This is a genomic window from Rothia sp. HMSC061D12, assembly GCF_001836735.1.
In the GTDB taxonomy this organism is placed as follows: domain Bacteria; phylum Actinomycetota; class Actinomycetes; order Actinomycetales; family Micrococcaceae; genus Rothia.
In genome coordinates, this window is record NZ_KV830305.1 from 1,154,870 (window position 1) to 1,173,269 (window position 18,400).

Consider the following 18,400-nt stretch of genomic DNA (forward strand, 5'->3'; position numbering starts at 1 on the left):
CCATCACGTTGGATGGGTGCTCTCGGTTATCAGAAACGCTCGGATGCATATCCGGTTGGTTTCTATAGGTTCCTCGACATCTCGGCGAGTTCTCAGGGCTAAAATTCTTCACCGTCAGAGGTGAAAAAGTTTTTGGGCACGCTTAAAAATGGCATTTAGGCGTCAGCAAAAAGCAACGCCAAAGGACGGTATCCATACTGCCATTGATTCATCATGCCCGTGCCCTCGGGAAATATCCCGCGTAAACCCACCGGGGGTGGATCCTTGTGCACCGAGCTCAAGTACTTCGGATAAGACTATACAGGTTAAATCCCGCTTAATCTAGCGCCAGAGCGGGGATTCTTTGCTTTTAAGCCCCCATCTAAGGGTAAAAGCTGATGATTTACCTCACTTAAATTACATTATTGGGATTTACTCCTCCCTCACCACCTCCTCGGCGCAATTTAAAGCAGAAAGCCGCCAAGAACCGTCTCAACGATTCCTGACGGCTTCAATACTTGCGGGAGGCGAGCGCAGAATCGCACCCGCCTCCCGCAAGAGAGTCTTCAGTTATAGGTTCGCCGCAGCGACTGCTGGACTACACCACCTGGAAGACTCGAGTCTGCCCCTCAAACGGGGTAATAGTCTTCGAGTTCTTCTTGGCATTGCCGTAGTAGCGGATGCGGTACTGACCCTTAGGGGTATTTGCAGGAACGCTCCAACGCACCGTCACCTGGGAAGCCGAAGCACCGATGCGCTTCCACTCAAAGAAGGTGTCCGGGTTGTTATCCGCGGTGTAGTACTTCCAGGTATTACCCACACGACGCTCAATCACGAAGTAGCTACCGTCGTGATGCATATTGTTGTTCGGGTGTGCACCCACGAAACGAGCCGACACCTCCTGACGGCCGGCAATAGCGTCCTGAGGCTGCTGGGTCACCTGACCGTAGCGCATACCGAACATGGGAGTGTCGTAGACGACCTTACCCTGCAGGCTGGCTACCGGGCGACGATCATTCGGACGATCACCGATACCCAGAGGGGTGCCGTTCTTCAGGGACGTACCCACCACGTTAATAGTCTGGCGGAAGGCACTGGAGGTGTAACGGCCAAAGAGGGTCGCACCGCCTTCATACTGCTGCGAGTCGTATTCCTCGGGGGTCGTCACGTAGTGATCGTAGGCATTGGTGTAGCCCTGCAGAATGATGTGCGATTCAGGAACACCAAAGAGCTTGGCAGCATCCTGGCGGTACTGCACACCTACCGCACCGGTGAACTCGCCGGGCATACCCAGCAGATAGTAGTCACCGAAGCGCATAATCTGCACCGGATACTTTTCCTGAATGATCGTTCCATTTTTTGCAGAGAAGAGAATACCCTTCGGCTGCTGGCAACGAGTCTGCGCCGCACTCGGAGTGAATACCAAAGTACCCAGAATAGAGGGGCTACCCGAGCCTTCCTTATAGACAGCCCAACCGCCGCCGCCATCCTCAGTGGATCCGGCGCCGAACGGAGTACCCAGGAAGCCCTGACAGGTGCGCTCATTCTGGCCGCTACCGGTGTACTTGGCATCCACGTTCATACCCGAGAAGTTGAAGTACGAAATGCGCGAATCCAGACCCTTACCAACCGGAGTACCCGAGCTCTTCAGCTGAGAACGCACGGCGTTAGCCTGCTTCTCACCCTGAATCTTCACGTTCTTGAACTGGTCATTGGTTGGCCCCTGGCCGGGCTTCAACCAAGTATTCGGGGAAACGTCACCAGCATTAGCATTCGCAAACGCCGCCACGAAACCATCGCCACTACCGGGAACATTGCGGTCAACACCGTGATCCTGAGTCTCCAGCAGGTACTCCGCATACCCCTTGTTATCGCTCGAAATCAGAGTATTCTTCGAGGTCAAAGACGTCGGGTGAATCGCGTACCAGTTCAGCACCGCACGAGTCTTGCCGTTACGCTCCAAACGCAGAGTCATATTGGTCGGATCGGTACCGCCAGGCAACTTGGAACGAAGCTCAGGAGAATCCAGATTAAACGCCTCACGGGAACGGTTAGCACCAACACCGGTCAGCTTCGAAGAAGAAATCGTCAGGTTACCAGGAGCCAAATCCTTGGTTGCCTGGCGGATTGCCTTCAGCGAACCGTCCACCTGGGCGTTGAAGGTGTCCTGATGGAAACCCAGAGTCGTAATGTTGTACAGACTCTGGTGCGTAATACCACCCGGAGTTGCGTGAGTGTGAGTCGCGGTAATCATAATGTTCGACTCGTCATACGCGGAGCCAAACTCTGCACGGAGGCGCTTCACCAGTTCATCACGCAACGACTGCCAACTGGTCAGCGTATCAAGCACAACGATGAGGTTGCGCTTACCCGAGGCGCGGTCCACCGCAATGAAAGCACGTGCGTACTGACGAGTATGCACACCGCTACCCTTCTGGGAAGAGTCGCCGTAGCCCATGAAGCCGACTTCACCGGGCTCGCCGGTAATATCCGCCGCACCCGCACCTACCAGGTAGGGGGTAGCGCTAGCGCTCTGAGAAGCAGGGGCTGCGGTTGCAACCTGACCGGCGGGAAGAATTGCGGACGCCGCAATAAGGCATGCTGCACCAATGCGAGCAAGAGAGTGGGTGGGTGCCTTAAAACGCGAAAAAACAGAGGAGCGCTTTTGCTCCCCTGCAGACAAGGAGGAATTCTGTTCAGACATCTGAGGTCGAGATGCTCCGGAAGACAGTCGGGTACCCTGATTCGTCACCCGTCCGGAAGAGAATGGAGTGATATGCATGCTTTCAAGAATAGAACCTAGTCAAAGGGCTTTCCAAGTTGAATTAGCATTATTCAAATATAGAATATTTATTCTTTATATAACCCAAAGAAAAACGAGCAAGTATTCTATATATGGCATTATTAGGGCGAATTACAAGGGGTCTCACAATATTTGACCGCCATCTAATTTCTTGCCCATTCAAGAAATTTTCCCAGTTTGAAAAATAATGCACTCCAATAATTTTTTCATAAATAAATCCGTCCACTAGGCAAAAAATATGCAACCTTCCCCTGAAGGATAAAGAATATTAAAGTACCGGTTAAAAGAAAGTCGCCTCTCCCCCACCTATTCGTTAAACAACAAAGAACGCGGATACCCGAGACAAACTCGAATATCCGCGTTCTTTATCAAGGACCAAGCCGGGTCTCTAAACCTCCAACCTGCCCCTCACGGCAGAAGCCTTAGTCCAGACCACGACCGTACTCATCCAGCGAAACAGCCATAAAGCCGCCGTTGCCGTAAGTGTACACCTCGTTATCCATCTGGAATGCGCTCGGGTAACCACCGAAAGTGTCCAGAGCCTGCATACGCTCCGCGGTAGCCTGAGCGCTGGGCTCAACCTCAATATCGTTGTAACGTGCCAGACCGGTACCGGCGGGAACCAGCTTACCGATGATCACGTTCTCCTTCAGGCCGAGCAGCGGGTCAGTCTTCGCCTCCATAGCAGCCTGAGTCAGGACGCGGGTGGTCTCCTGGAAGGAGGCCGCCGACAGCCAGGACTCGGTAGCCAGCGAAGCCTTGGTAATACCCATCATTTCCGGACGGCCAGCTGCGGGCTTCTTACCCTCAACCAGTGCCTTGCGGTTAGCAGTCTGGAAAGCAATGTTATCAACCAGCTCACCAGGCAGCAGATCGGTATCGCCGGACTCAATCACGGTCACGCGACGCAGCATCTGGCGAACAATAACCTCAACGTGCTTGTCGTGGATTTCCACACCCTGCGACTTGTACACGCCCTGAACCTCGCTCACCAGGTGCTTCTGAGCCTCACGAGGACCACGAATACGCAGAACCTCCTTCGGATCAACAGAACCGGTAGCCAGCTGATCGCCAACCTGAACGTGATCGCCGTTCTGCAGCTTAGAAGCTGCACGACGCAGAACAGTGTAGGACTGGGGCTCGGAACCATCGTCCGGGGTCACCACAATCTTGTAGGACTTCTCGGTATCCTCAATGGTCACGCGACCAGACACCTCAGAAATCGGGGCAACACCCTTGGGGGTACGAGCCTCGAACAGCTCCTGAATACGGGGCAGACCCTGAGTAATATCGTCAGCCGAAGCCACACCACCGGTGTGGAAGGTACGCATGGTCAGCTGGGTACCGGGCTCACCAATCGACTGAGCCGCAATAATACCAACAGCCTCACCAATGTCTACCAGAACGTTCGAAGCCATCGAACGACCGTAGCACAGTGCACACACACCAATAGCCGACTCACAGGTCAGAACCGAACGGACGCGAACTTCCTTCACGCCTGCCTTGAAGAGCTTCTCAATGAGCTCATCAGAGACATCGGAACCAGCAGCAGCCAGAACGTTGCCAGCCTCGTCCTTCACGTCAACCGCAAGGGTACGACCGTGAATCGAAGTCTCGACATCCTGGTGCAGAGCGCCGTCCTCATCAATCAGAGGCAGAACCAGACCGCGGCGAGTGCCACAATCGTGCTCGCGAACGATAACGTCCTGCGAAACGTCCACCAGACGACGGGTCAGGTAACCCGAGTTAGCGGTACGCAGTGCGGTATCCGCCAGACCCTTACGTGCACCGTGGGTCGCGATGAAGTACTCCAGAACCGACAGGCCCTCACGGTACGAGGACTTAATTGGGCGAGGCATAATCTCACCCTTCGGGTTCGACACCAGACCACGGATACCCGCAATCTGACGGACCTGCATCCAGTTACCACGTGCACCGGAGGTCACCATACGGTAAATGGTGTTCAGACCACCGTGAGAGCTCAGGTTCTCACGCATAGCCTCAGCAACCACGTCGGTAGCCTCAGTCCAAACCTTAATCAGCTCCTGACGGCGCTCTTCGTCATCGATGGTACCGATCTCGAAGTCGTCCTGAATTGCAGCAGCCTGCTTCTCGTAGCGCTCCATAATTGCCGGCTTCTCAGCGGGAGTAGCAATATCGGAAACAGCCACGGTCACGCCCGAACGAGAAGCCCAGTAGAAACCGGAGTTCTTCAGGTTGTCCAGGGCACGAGCCACAACATCCATCGGGTAACGCTCAGCCAAATCGTTAATCAGGCTACCCAGGCCCTTCTTATCTGCCACACCAGAGAACCAGGGGTAATCCTTCGGCAGAGCCTGGTTGAACAGAACCTGACCAACGGTGCAGTCCAGCAGCACGGGGTCGCCCGGCTTGTAACCCTCGGGAGCTTCCCAGCCCTCAGGAGCAACAAACTGGTCACCATCAAGGCGGATCTTCACCTTGGTGTACAGCTCAATCTCGTGACGATCCATCGCCATCAGAGCCTCAGACACCGAGGAGAATGCGTGACCCTCGTTCTTCTGACCATCGCGAGGAGTAGTCAGGTGGTACAGACCAATGATCATATCCTGCGAAGGAACAGCCACAGGGCGGCCATCCGACGGCTTCAGGATGTTGTTCGAGGACAGCATGAGGATACGAGCCTCAGCCTGAGCCTCGGGAGACAGCGGCAGGTGAACTGCCATCTGGTCACCATCGAAGTCAGCGTTGAACGCGGAGCAAACCAGCGGGTGCAGCTGAATAGCCTTACCCTCAACCAGCTTCGGCTCAAACGCCTGAATACCAAGGCGGTGCAGAGTAGGTGCACGGTTCAGCAGAACCGGGTGCTCAGCAATGACCTCTTCCAGAACGTCCCAAACCTGCGGGCGGAAACGCTCAACCATACGCTTAGCGCTCTTAATGTTCTGAGCGTGGCTCAGCTCCACCAGACGCTTCATAACGAAGGGCTTGAACAGCTCCAGAGCCATCTGCTTGGGCAGACCACACTGGTGCATCTGCAGCTGAGGACCAACCACAATCACGGAACGACCCGAGTAGTCAACACGCTTACCCAGCAGGTTCTGACGGAAACGACCCTGCTTACCCTTCAGCATGTCAGACAGAGACTTCAGGGGACGGTTACCAGGGCCGGTCACCGGGCGACCGCGACGACCGTTATCGAAGAGCGAGTCCACAGCTTCCTGCAGCATACGCTTCTCGTTGTTCACGATAATCTCGGGGGCACCCAGCTCCAGCAGACGCTTCAAACGGTTGTTACGGTTGATCACACGACGGTACAGGTCGTTCAGGTCGGAGGTCGCGAAGCGGCCACCGTCCAGCTGAACCATCGGGCGCAGTTCCGGCGGAATAACCGGAACGACATCCAGGACCATACCCAGCGGAGAGTTGTTAGTGGTCAGGAAGGCGTTAACAACCTTCAGACGCTTCAGAGCGCGGGTCTTCTTCTGACCCTTACCAGTCTGAATAATCTCCTTGAGAGCCTCAGCCTCAGCCTCCAGGTCGAAGGACTCCAGACGCTTCTTAATAGCCTCTGCGCCCATCGCACCCTCAAAGTACAGGCCGTACTTATCAATCATGGAACGGTACAGAGCCTCATCACCCTCAAGGTCAGCGACCTTCAGGTTCTTGAAGCGATCCCACACGCGATCCAGGTGCTCAGCCTCACGCTCGTAGCGCTTACGCACCGACGCGAGCTGACGCTCAGCGTTATCGCGCAGCTTACGCTTCTCAGCAGCCTTGCCGCCCTCTGCCTCAATACGAGCCAGCTCCGCCTCAACCTCACGGCTGATAGCGTTCACATCAGCGTTCAGAGCAGCCTCAAGCTCCTGCTTCTCACGGTCGTGAGCAGCCTGCAGCATCGGCAGATCCTCGTGACGAGCCTCCTCGTCAACCTTAGTGATCATGTACGCAGCGAAGTAAATGACCTTCTCCAGGTCCTTCGGAGCCAGATCCAGCAGGTAACCCAGGCGGGAAGGAACACCCTTGAAGTACCAAATGTGAGTCACGGGAGCAGCCAGCTCAATGTGGCCCATGCGCTCGCGACGAACCTTGGAGCGGGTCACCTCAACGCCACAGCGCTCACACACGATGCCCTTGAAGCGCACGCGCTTGTACTTACCGCAGTAGCACTCCCAGTCCTTGGTGGGGCCGAAGATACGCTCGTCGAAGAGGCCGTCCTTCTCGGGCTTCAGGGTACGGTAGTTGATGGTCTCGGGCTTCTTAACCTCACCAAAGGACCAGCGACGGATGTCGTCGGCGGTGGCGAGGCCAATTCGCATCAAACCAAGCGAAGATTCGTTGGACATATCGGTCCTAATCTCTTTCTGTAAGTTTCTGAAGACTTGGGTTAGCGGGCGGGAACCCCACAACGCACGCGAGCGCATGCGGGGTTCCCCACCCTAGAAGGAGGCGGTGCTTATGCCTCGTCGACGGAGCTAGGCTCGTCGTGGGTCAGGCTCACGCCCATATCTTCTGCTGCCCGGAAGCCTTCTTCCTCCGAGTCGCTCATCTCGATAATCTTGCCGTCGGTGGAGAGCACCTCGACGTTCAGGCACAGAGACTGCATTTCCTTGATAAGAACCTTGAAGGATTCGGGGATACCCGGCTCAGGGATGTTCTCGCCCTTCACGATAGCCTCGTAAACCTTCACACGGCCCGCCACGTCATCGGACTTGACGGTCAGGATTTCCTGCAGGGTGTATGCGGCGCCGTATGCTTCCAGCGCCCACACTTCCATCTCACCGAAGCGCTGACCACCGAACTGCGCCTTACCACCCAGGGGCTGCTGGGTAATCATCGAGTACGGACCGGTGGAACGAGCGTGAATCTTGTCATCCACCAGGTGGTGCAGCTTCAGGATGTACTGGTAACCAACCGAAATCGGGTCCGGGAACGGCTCACCGGAACGGCCGTCAATCAGACGTGCCTTACCGGAACGGTTGATCAGACGGTCGCCATCGCGGTTCGGGTTCGAGTGGTCCATAAGGTCGAACAGTTCGTCCTCGTGGGCACCGTCGAACACCGGGGTTGCCAGGCGGGTCGGGCCGGATTCCTTCGGGAAGTTCGGCATGTGCTTGAGCCACTCGGGCTCGCCCTCAATCTTCCAACCCTGCTTAGCCAGCCAACCGGTGTGGACTTCCAGAACCTGACCAATGTTCATACGACCGGGCACGCCCAGCGGGTTCAGGATGACGTCCACGGGGGTACCGTCTTCCAGGAAGGGCATATCCTCGATCGGCAGGATCTTGGAAATAACACCCTTGTTACCGTGGCGGCCTGCAAGCTTGTCGCCGTCGGTAATCTTACGCTTCTGAGCCACGTACACGCGGACCAGCTGGTTCACGCCCGGGGGCAGATCGTCCTCATCGTTGTTCTCGCGGTCGAAGATACGGATACCGATGACGGTACCGGACTCGCCGTGAGGAACCTTCAGAGAGGTGTCGCGAACCTCGCGGGACTTCTCACCGAAGATTGCGCGCAGCAGGCGCTCCTCGGGGGTCAGCTCGGTCTCACCCTTGGGGGTGACCTTACCAACGAGGATGTCGCCAGCCTCAACCTCAGCACCGATGTGGATGATGCCGCGCTCGTCCAGAGCCGAGAGAACGTCCTCGGACACGTTCGGAATATCGCGGGTAATCTCCTCGGGGCCCAGCTTGGTGTCGCGGGCGTCAATCTCGTGCTCCTCAATGTGAATCGAGGTCAGCACGTCCTCAGAAACCATGCGCTGGGAGAGGATGATCGCATCCTCGTAGTTCAGGCCTTCCCACGGCATGTACGCCACGAGCAGGTTCTTACCCAGTGCCAGCTCGCCGCCGTCGGTGGAGGGGCCGTCAGCGATAACGTCGCGGTATTCGACGCGCTGGCCTTCCTTCACCACAACGCGCTGGTTGTAGCAGTTACCCGGGTTCGATCGGGAGAACTTCATGATCGGGTAGGTGGAGACAGAGCCGTCGTCGTTACGGACGATAACGGTCTTAGCATCCACGGAGGAAACCACACCGGGCTTCTTCGCGAGCACGGAGTCACCGGAATCCAGTGCTGCGTACTTCTCCATACCGGTACCAACCACGGGAGCCTCAGACTCCAGCAGGGGCACAGCCTGACGCTGCATGTTAGCACCCATCAGTGCTCGGTTAGCGTCGTCGTGCTCCAGGTAAGGAATCAGGGCGGTAGCGACAGACACCATCTGGCGCGGGGAGACGTCCATGTACTGAACGGCACCGGGAGCGACCAGAACAGCTTCGCCAGAACCATCGCCCGCACGGCAGAGAACCTCGTTCTCAGCGAAGGTACGGTCCGGGTTCAGCGGCGCGTTTGCCTGTGCAATAACGACAGACTTCTCGTCGTCTGCAGTCAGGTAGCGGACCTCATCGGTCACGCGGCCATCAGTCACCACGCGGTAGGGGGTCTCAATGAAACCGAAGGAGTTGATGCGACCGTAGGTTGCCAGCGAACCAATCAGACCAATGTTCGGGCCTTCAGGGGTTTCAATGGGGCACATACGACCGTAGTGCGAGGGGTGGACGTCTCGAACTTCCATGCCTGCACGGTCACGGGACAGACCGCCCGGGCCCAGTGCGGACAGACGACGCTTGTGGGTCAGACCCGCCAGCGGGTTGTTCTGGTCCATGAACTGGGACAGCTGAGAAGTACCGAAGAACTCCTTGATAGCTGCCACGACGGGGCGGATGTTCACCAGGGACTGCGGGGTGATAGCGTCCACGTCCTGGGTGGTCATGCGCTCGCGAACCACGCGTTCCATACGGGACAGACCGGTACGGATCTGGTTCTCAATCAGCTCGCCCACGGTGCGGATACGACGGTTACCGAAGTGGTCGATGTCGTCGATATCGATCTTGAGGGAGATTTCCTCGCCGTCACGGACGCCGGGGATGCTGGTCTCGCCTGCGTGCAGAGCGCAGAGGTAACGAATCATCTGAGCGATGTCGTCCTGACTCAGAACGGAAGCCTCGGGGGAATCCATGGGAACATCCACACCGAGCTTACGGTTCAGCTTGTAACGGCCAACCTTCGCCAGGTCATAGCGGCGCGGGGTGAAGTACATGTTGTCCAGCAGAGCCTGGGCAGCTTCAACCGTCGGGGGTTCGCCCGGACGCAGCTTGCGGTAAATGTCCAGCAGAGCCTCGTCGCGGTCCTTGACGGAGTCCTTCTCCAGGGTTGCGCGGATGGAGTCGTACTGACCGAACTCAGCCAGAATCTTGGACTCGGTCCAGCCCAGCGCCTTCAGCAGAACGGTCACAGACTGCTTACGCTTACGGTCCAGACGCACGCCAACCTGGTCGCGCTTATCAATCTCCAGCTCGAACCATGCACCGCGGGAAGGAATCACGCGGGCAGAGTAAATGTCCTTATCGGAGGTACGGTCCGGAGCCTTCTCGAAGTAAGCACCGGGGGAACGCACCAGCTGAGAAACGACCACACGCTCAGTACCGTTAATAACGAAAGTACCGGCCTCGGTCATCAGGGGGAAGTCACCCATGAACAGGGTCTGCTGCTTGACCTCGCCGGTAGCGAGGTTCATGAATTCAGCCTTAATGTACAGCGGAGCCGAGTAGGTTGCGTCGCGGTCCTTGCACTCCTCAACAGAGTACTTGGGGTCAGCAAACTCAGGCTCAGAGAAGGAGAGCTGCATAGTCTCCTGGAAGTCACGAATCGGGGAGATTTCTTCAAAAATCTCAGCCAGACCGGACTGAGCGGGGACAGAAGTGTCACCAGCAGCCTGCGCCTTTTCCAGACGCTCCGCCCAGCGCTCGTTACCAACGAGGCGGTCGAAGCTATCGGTCTGGATAGCAAGCAGGTTGGGAACCTTCAGCGGTTCGTTAATCTTCGCGAATGAAATTCGGCGCGAGATGTTCTCTGCGCCGTTAGCGGCGTCATGGTTAGAGGTGCTCGAAGCGACCAAAATGGGGATCCTTCCACAGACATGTCTGTTAGCAATCAGCCTCCCGGCGACATTACCGGCGACACGACAACCTCAGCCCCCGAATAGAACGGTGCTCGAAGCTATAGAGTCGGACGGAAAAACGTCACCTTCAGCCCGTGCCCACCGCTATATGAAGGCACAAAGGTTAGGGAAAGCGTAAATACTAACGATACAGGAAGAAATCCCTTCTGTCTACCACACCCTCATCAGGAGTGCAAACCTGCCACGGCGTGCACCTAGCATTCCACCACATTCACAGCCAAACCACCCATGGACGTCTCCTTATAACGGTGAGACATATCCAGACCGGTCTGACGCATCGTCTCAATCACCTGATCCAACGACACACGGTGCGTACCATCACCACGCAACGCCATACGAGCCGCCGTCACAGCATTCGACGCCGCCATCGCATTACGCTCAATACACGGAATCTGCACCAGACCACCCACCGGGTCACAGGTCAGACCCAGGTTGTGCTCCATCGCAATCTCAGCAGCGTTCTCAACCTGCTCGGGAGTACCGCCCATCACCTGCGCCAAACCGGCAGCAGCCATCGAGGAGGCGCTACCCACCTCACCCTGGCAACCCACCTCAGCACCAGAAATCGAGGCACGCTTCTTATACAGCACACCCACAGCAGAAGACGCCAAGAAGAAATCAACAACAGCCTGATCACGAGCAGCCTGACCGCAATGGCGAATACCCTGCGTGTAATTCATCGCATAATGCAGCACCGCCGGAATAATACCCGCAGCACCATTCGTCGGAGCAGTCACCACACGACCACCAAAAGCGTTCTCCTCGTTGACCGCCAGAGCAATCAGGTTCACCCAGTCAATAGCGAACTCAGGAGACTTCGAGGGGTCCTCCACCATCAAATCACGATGCCACGCACCTGCACGGCAACGCACCTTCAGAGGACCAGGCAAATAACCCACACGCGCCAGCGAAGAGCCAATGCACTCCTTCATCACACGGTAGATATGCAAGATGCCGTCACGGACCTCCTGCTCCGAACGCAGAGAACACTCATTCGCCATCTTCAACTGCGCAATCGACAGGCCAGACTCATTCGCCATCTCCAGCAGTTCAGCAGCCGAACCAAACGGATACGGAGGGTTCATCAGCGACGCACCACCGGTCGCCTCCTCATCACCCTCAACAATGAAGCCGCCACCAATCGAATAGTAGGTGCGCTCCAGCAGCAGCTGCTCACCCGCAAACGCCGCAATCTTCATACCGTTCGTATGGCGCGGAAGAACCGTCAAAGGGCGCAGAGTCATATCCAGCTCACGGTAATTCACCACCGGGCCGTACACCTTCTGCTCCTCACCACCGGGAGCAGTCACGCCATACGCAGAGGACGGGTAACCCGCCAACGGCAACGTGCCATCCACGCTATTGCGCTCAATCATCGCTTCAGACTCAGCGATATTGATAGTCTCAGGAACAAAACCGCACAGACCCTTCAACGCCGCGCTCATCGTGCCGTGACCGGCACCAGTAGCCGCCAACGAACCATACAGGTCAATATGCACACCCGTCACGCGATCCAGCAGACCCTCATCAATCAGCTCCGCCACAAAACGGTTCGAAGCGCGCATCGGACCCACCGTATGCGAGCTCGAAGGACCCACACCAATGCTGAACATCTCAAAAACACTGATGTCATACGGCAGAGCCTCTGCCTTCTTCTGGGCGCTACTGGGTGCGCTCTGGTTAATAGCCACGTTCTGTCCTTCGAAATAGTCGTCTGTGTGCCGCCCCAAAAGATATGCGCCCCTCAACGGAGGAACCGCACATCAATCTGCGGTCTATAAGTGCGGACAATCACCCTTGACTGGCCGCTCTAATCCTAACGCACTTCAGAACCATCACAAACTAAGGCTCAGAACACCTCACCCGCTCCCCCACCGTTCAAACCCGCATTACAGCACAGAAAAGGCGCCGTACCCACACAGGACACGACGCCTCTCCCCTACAGATAACCTGCAGAAAAAATCTTACTTCTCACGCTTGTAGAACGGCAGAGCCACAACATCAAACGGAGCACGCTTACCGCGGATATCAACATCCACAGTAGAGCCAACCTCAGAGAACTCACGGTTCACCAGAGCCATAGCAATCGGGAAGCCCAGAGTCGGGGAAGGAATACCGGAGGTAACCTCACCAATCTCATTACCCTCAGCATCCACCAGCTTAGAACCGGCACGAGCAGGACGCTTAGCCTGAGCCTTCAGACCCACCAGGATGCGCTTGGACTCGCTCTTAGCCAGCTCAGTCAGAGCCTCACGACCCACAAAGTTAGCCGCCTTCTTCTCCAGAGCAATCTCAACCAGACGGCCCAGACCGGACTCAAAGGGGGTGATATCCAGACCCAGCTCGTGACCGTACAGCGGCATACCAGCCTCAAGGCGCAGGGAGTCACGAGAAGCCAGACCCGCAGGAATCATGCCGAAAGGCTCACCAGCAGCAGCCAGCTTATCCCACAGCTCAACAGCCTTCTCATTCGGAACGAACAGCTCGAAGCCATCCTCACCGGTGTAACCGGTACGAGCCAGCAGAACATCAACGCCAGCAACAGTCAGCGGAACCGAAGCGTAGTACTTCAGCTCGCGCACAGCCTCTTCATCAGAAACACCAGCAGCCAGCAGAATCTCCTCAGCACGAGGACCCTGAACAGCAACCAGAGAAGTCTGATCCGACTCGTTCACAAACTCAACGTTGAAATCGCCCAGGCGCTCGCTCATCGCAGCGAAGTCAGTGTCAATGTTCGAAGCGTTCGGAACGACCATGAATTCCTCATCGCCCAGACGGTAAGTAATCAGGTCATCAATCACGCCGCCCTTATCGTTGACCAGGATCGAGTACTTCGCCTTACCAACCTTCAGGATGGACATGTTCGACACCAGAGCGTAATCCAGGAACGCACCCGCATCCGGACCGGTCACACGGAACTCACCCATGTGGGACAGGTCGAAAATACCGGCACGGGTACGGACAGCCTCGTGCTCAGCAACGTCATTAGCGTACTTCAGGGGCATATCCCAGCCACCAAAGTCGGTGAAAGAAGCGCCCAGCTTCTCGTGAACCGGGTACAGGGAGGTCTTCTTGGGGGACATTAGGTTCTCCTCACGCACAGCCTTGTGCTGTTATCGTTCAATCGTCGTAGATTTAGTTCACCCCCACAGACACGAGATACGCTGCGGAGGCGATCCCCACCCGCCCCCAGGAACCTGAGGACGGGTGAGGCAGGCAGACCGCTACAGCCTACCCAGGAGCGTTATAGGCTCCTTATGCTTCCAGGTCGAAAGCCTCCATCGGGGGGCATTCGCACACGAAGTTACGGTCACCACCAGCGCCATCAATGCGACCCACCGAAGTGAAGTACTTGTTAGCGCGCAGGCTCGGTACAGGGAAAGCTGCCTGGGTACGGCTGTAGGGGCGATCCCATTCATCAGCGCTCACCACATCAACGGTGTGCGGTGCGTTGCGCAGAACCGAATCCTCCACAGCGACCTTGCCCTCAGCCACCTCGATAATCTCGTCGTAGATGGTCTCCATTGCCTCAATGAAGCGGTCCAGCTCTTCCTTCGACTCAGACTCAGTCGGCTCAACCATCAGGGTGCCCGGAACCGGGAACGCCAGAGTCGGAGCGTGGAAGCCGAAGTCCATCAGACGCTTGCAGACGTCCTCAGCAGTCACGTGAGACTGATCGGTCAGCTGACGCAGGTCCAGGATGCACTCGTGAGCGACCAGACCGCCGGGGCCGGTGTACAGCACCGGGTACTTGTCGTTGAGCTTCTTCGCAATGTAGTTAGCGTTCAGAACCGCGTACTGCGAAGAGTCCTTCAGACCCTGAGCACCAGTCATCGCAATGTACATCCAGCTAATCGGCAGAACACCGGCAGAACCGAAGAACGCCTGCGAAATCGGCAGTGCAGCATCGTTGGGGAGCTTACCCTCAGCATCAGCGCGGTATGCGTCACCGGGCAGGAACTTCGCCAGGTGCTCACGAACAGCCAGCGGGCCAACACCGGGGCCACCACCACCGTGAGGAATGGAGAAGGTCTTGTGCAGGTTCAGGTGCGAAACGTCGCCGCCGAACTTACCGGGCTGAGCGAAGCCCATCTGAGCGTTCAGGTTCGCGCCATCCAGGTACACCTGGCCGCCAGCCTCGTGAACCAGCTGGCAAACCTCAGCAACCTGCTCCTCAAACACACCGTGAGTGGAGGGGTAGGTAATCATGATGCCGGCAACCTTAGGACCGTACTTCTCGATCTTTACCTTCAGGTCGTCAACATCAATCGAACCGTCAGCAGCAGTTGCCACACCGGCAACCTTCAGACCAGCCAGAGCAGCAGATGCCGCGTTGGTGCCGTGCGCAGACAGCGGAATCAGGACGGTATCGCGCTCGTGGTCACCGTTAGCCTCATGGAAGGAACGGATAGCGCGCAGACCAGCGTACTCACCGGTCGCACCCGAGTTCGGCTGCAGCGAGATAGCATCGTAACCGGTAATAGCAACCAGCCACTCGCTCAAATCCTTAATCAGCTCGTGCCAGCCCTCAGCCTGATTCTCCGGGACCAGCGGGTGGATGTTCGCGAACTCAGGCCAGGAGATGGGCTCCATCTCAGCGGCCGCGTTCAGCTTCATAGTGCACGAACCCAGCGGAATCATGGTGCGGTCAAGTGCCAGATCCTTGTCAGCGAGGTGACGCAGGTAGCGCATCATCTCGGTCTCGGAACGGTACTTGTGGAAAATCGGGTGCTGCATGTAGTCATCGGTACGCAGCAGCTCAGCGGGCAGATCGTACTGTGCATCTGCCTCACCCAGGGTGCCGCCCAGAGCCTCAACCAGGCCCTTGAGCAGCTCCTCACCGTGAGACTCACCCACGGAAATACCGATGCGGTTCTCGTCGAAGCGGCGGATGTTCACGCCAGCTTCCAGAGCCTTCGCAACCAGCTCGTCGGCACGGCCAGCAGCCTCCACCACGACGGTGTCGAAGAAAGTATCGTGAGCGATACCGTAGCCCGCAGACTTCAGCGCGGTAGCAACACGAGCGGCATTAGTGTGCAGGCGGTTCGCGATAGCGCGCAGACCCTCAGGACCGTGGTACATCGCGTAAGCACCAGCAACAATCGCCAGCAGAGCCTGAGCAGTACAAATATTGGAAGTAGCCTTCTCACGGCGAATGTGCTGCTCACGAGTCTGCAGAGCCAGACGGTACGCAGGCTTACCAGCCGAATCCTTAGAAACACCCACCAGACGGCCAGGCATGGTACGCTCCATGCCCTTGTGAACAGCCATGTACGCAGCGTGGGGGCCACCGAAGAAGAAGGGCAGACCGAAACGCTGAGTGTTACCAACTGCGATATCAGCACCCAGCTCACCCGGAGACTTCAGCAGGGTCAGAGCCAACAGGTCAGCGACCACAGTGACCAGGGCGTTACGCTCCTTAGCGGCCTTAATCAGCGGCTCAATATCGCGAATATCGCCTTCATTGCCGGGGTACGCCAGGACGATACCGTACAGGTCGCCCTCAGGCAGACCCTCAGAGAAATCAGTAATGACGAAGGGAATGCCGAGCATCTCTGCACGGCCGCGAGTCACCGAAATAACCTGAGGCAGGCAACGGGAGTCAATCGCGAAGAAGCCATTCTTCACCTTGCGGTTCGCACGGTGCATCATGACAGCTGCCTCAGCTACTGCGGATGCCTCATCCAGCAGGGAGGAGTTTGCAATCTCCAGGCCGGTCAGCTCCATCACGGTGTTCTGGAAGTTCAGCAGAGCCTCCAGACGGCCCTGAGAAATCTCAGCCTGGTACGGGGTGTAAGAAGTGTAGAAACCGGGGTTTTCCAGAATGTTACGGCGCAGAACCGCGGGAGTTACTGCATCGTAGTATCCGGCACCAATCATCTGGGCGAGAACCTTATTCTTCGCAGCATAGCCGGCAATCTTTGCCTGAGCCTCATGCTCCGACAGCGGAGCAGGCAACTGCAATTCGCCGTCAAGGCGAATCTGCGAGGGGACAACAGCGTCCATCAGCGCATCCAGGGAAGAGTATCCCAGGGTTTCGAGCATCTGCTCTGCGTCTGCGGAACGGGGGCCGAGATGACGATCAATAAAGGACATAGGATTCTCCTATTAGTCGGCGCAAACCGTAAAGGGGTCACGTCGCGCTATTGCGACGAGTCGAACATCTTAAGTGTCCCACATCTCCACAAAGTTTTGCTAGCTTTACCAACATTTGACATGCCTAAACATCAAAGTCTTTTGCCCCGCTAAGCTCCCTCCCTGTTAGAGGAAAAACAGCAGAAACGCACAAAGCCCGGCTCGTTCTCTCCGAAGAGAAAACGAGCCGGACTCAGTCAAAGCAAACTTCACATACATCCCGCAGAAGGATGTATTAGAAGACCCTACTTAGCGTGGTTGGGCTTGCCACCGTGCGGCACGAGGAATGCCGACAGAAAGGCGAGGAACGCGGTCACGGCCAGCAGCATCAGACCGATGAAGTAGTTGTTCTCAGCCTGGTTGTAGGTTGCACCCATCACCAGCGGCGGGAAGAAACCACCCAGAGCGCCAGCAGCAGCAACCACACCGGACACCGCACCAACGTTCTTCGGATCAGCCGCACGAGCCACCCAGCCGAAGACCGAGCCGTGGCCCAGACCCAGAAGAGCAGCCATCAGGATGAAAACAGCACCATACACGTGCTCAGCATCAGGCTGGAACGCGGTAATAACTGCCAGGATCACCACACCACCCAGGGAGATGAGGGTGATAATCTTCGGACCGAACTTATCAGCCAGCACACCACCGAAGGGACGAGCAATCACAGCAGCAACCGCAAAGCCAGCCGCACGCATACCAGCGTCGTTAGCGTTGAAGTTGTAGATGTTGCTCAGGTAAGTAGGCAGGTAGTTCGAGAATGCCACGAACGCACCGAACACAACAGCGTAGAGGAAGCACAGCTGCCAAGTGGTCTTCACCTTGAATGCCTGAACAATCTTCGGCATCAGCGGAGTAACCTCACGGCCGATGGTTGCCGGAGAATCCTTCAAGAAGAAGAAAGAGATAGCAGCGGTTACAGCACAGATAACAGCAATCAGAACGTGAGTCTGGAAGTAACCAATACCCTGCACCAGGCGGGGGGTAGCGAATGCGGAAACCGCAGTACCCACCATGCCGGCACCGAACACACCGGTCGCAAAACCCTTCTTGGAAGCGTCATACCATGCGGCACTGAAGGGAATACCCACAGCGAACACGGTACCCGCAATACCCAGGAAGAACGCCACAACAAGCAGCATGGGCAGCGAGTTCATCTGACCAGCAACACCAACCAGGAAGACCAGGGGCGCGCTAATCGCCAGAACAGCGGTGAACATAATACGACCACCGTAGCGGTCAGTCAGACCACCAGCGGGAATACGGCCGATAGCGCCGATGAAAATCGGCATAGCCACCAGAACACTGGTCATACCAGCGTCCAGGTGCATCTGCTTGGCGTACAGCTTGGCCAGCGGACCAACAATAGTCCAGGCCCAGAAGCCGATGGTCGAGATGAACGTTGCCAGCAGAACGTTACGGAGCTGACCATTCTTCAGGTCGTAGCTCGGTGCAACAGGGGTGCTCATATTTCCTCTTTT

The 18,400-nt window shown here is 56.8% G+C and carries 7 protein-coding genes; all 7 read right to left on the reverse strand.

All coding sequences use genetic code 11. The features are described 5' to 3' along the window. Nucleotides 1–577: 577 nt before the first annotated feature. The gene (locus tag HMPREF2682_RS04535; RefSeq protein WP_070831756.1) at nucleotides 578–2,683 is read right to left on the reverse strand and encodes a neutral/alkaline non-lysosomal ceramidase N-terminal domain-containing protein; all 2,106 of its coding nucleotides are present in this window, start codon (nucleotides 2,681–2,683) and stop codon (nucleotides 578–580) included. 521 nt (nucleotides 2,684–3,204) lie between these two features. Then, nucleotides 3,205–7,107: a DNA-directed RNA polymerase subunit beta' gene (locus HMPREF2682_RS04540; protein WP_070831757.1), complete on the reverse strand. Its 3,903-nt coding sequence runs from the start codon at nucleotides 7,105–7,107 to the stop codon at nucleotides 3,205–3,207. A 110-nt stretch (nucleotides 7,108–7,217) separates the two neighbouring features. Next, nucleotides 7,218–10,724 carry a DNA-directed RNA polymerase subunit beta gene (gene rpoB, locus HMPREF2682_RS04545; protein WP_070831760.1) on the reverse strand — a complete coding sequence of 1,169 codons (3,507 nt, stop codon included), beginning with the start codon at nucleotides 10,722–10,724 and terminating at the stop codon, nucleotides 7,218–7,220. A 257-nt stretch (nucleotides 10,725–10,981) separates the two neighbouring features. Beyond that, complete coding sequence (locus tag HMPREF2682_RS04550; protein WP_070831763.1) at nucleotides 10,982–12,478, reverse strand: L-serine ammonia-lyase; 1,497 nt, start codon at nucleotides 12,476–12,478, stop codon at nucleotides 10,982–10,984. A 273-nt stretch (nucleotides 12,479–12,751) separates the two neighbouring features. After that, complete coding sequence (gcvT, locus tag HMPREF2682_RS04555) at nucleotides 12,752–13,870, reverse strand: glycine cleavage system aminomethyltransferase GcvT (protein ID WP_070831766.1); 1,119 nt, start codon at nucleotides 13,868–13,870, stop codon at nucleotides 12,752–12,754. 172 nt (nucleotides 13,871–14,042) lie between these two features. Next, nucleotides 14,043–16,883: an aminomethyl-transferring glycine dehydrogenase gene (gene gcvP / locus HMPREF2682_RS04560; RefSeq protein WP_070831770.1), complete on the reverse strand. Its 2,841-nt coding sequence runs from the start codon at nucleotides 16,881–16,883 to the stop codon at nucleotides 14,043–14,045. Nucleotides 16,884–17,167: 284 nt separating this feature from the next. After that, nucleotides 17,168–18,388 carry an MFS transporter gene (locus HMPREF2682_RS04565; RefSeq protein WP_070506937.1) on the reverse strand — a complete coding sequence of 407 codons (1,221 nt, stop codon included), beginning with the start codon at nucleotides 18,386–18,388 and terminating at the stop codon, nucleotides 17,168–17,170. Nucleotides 18,389–18,400 lie beyond the last annotated feature (12 nt).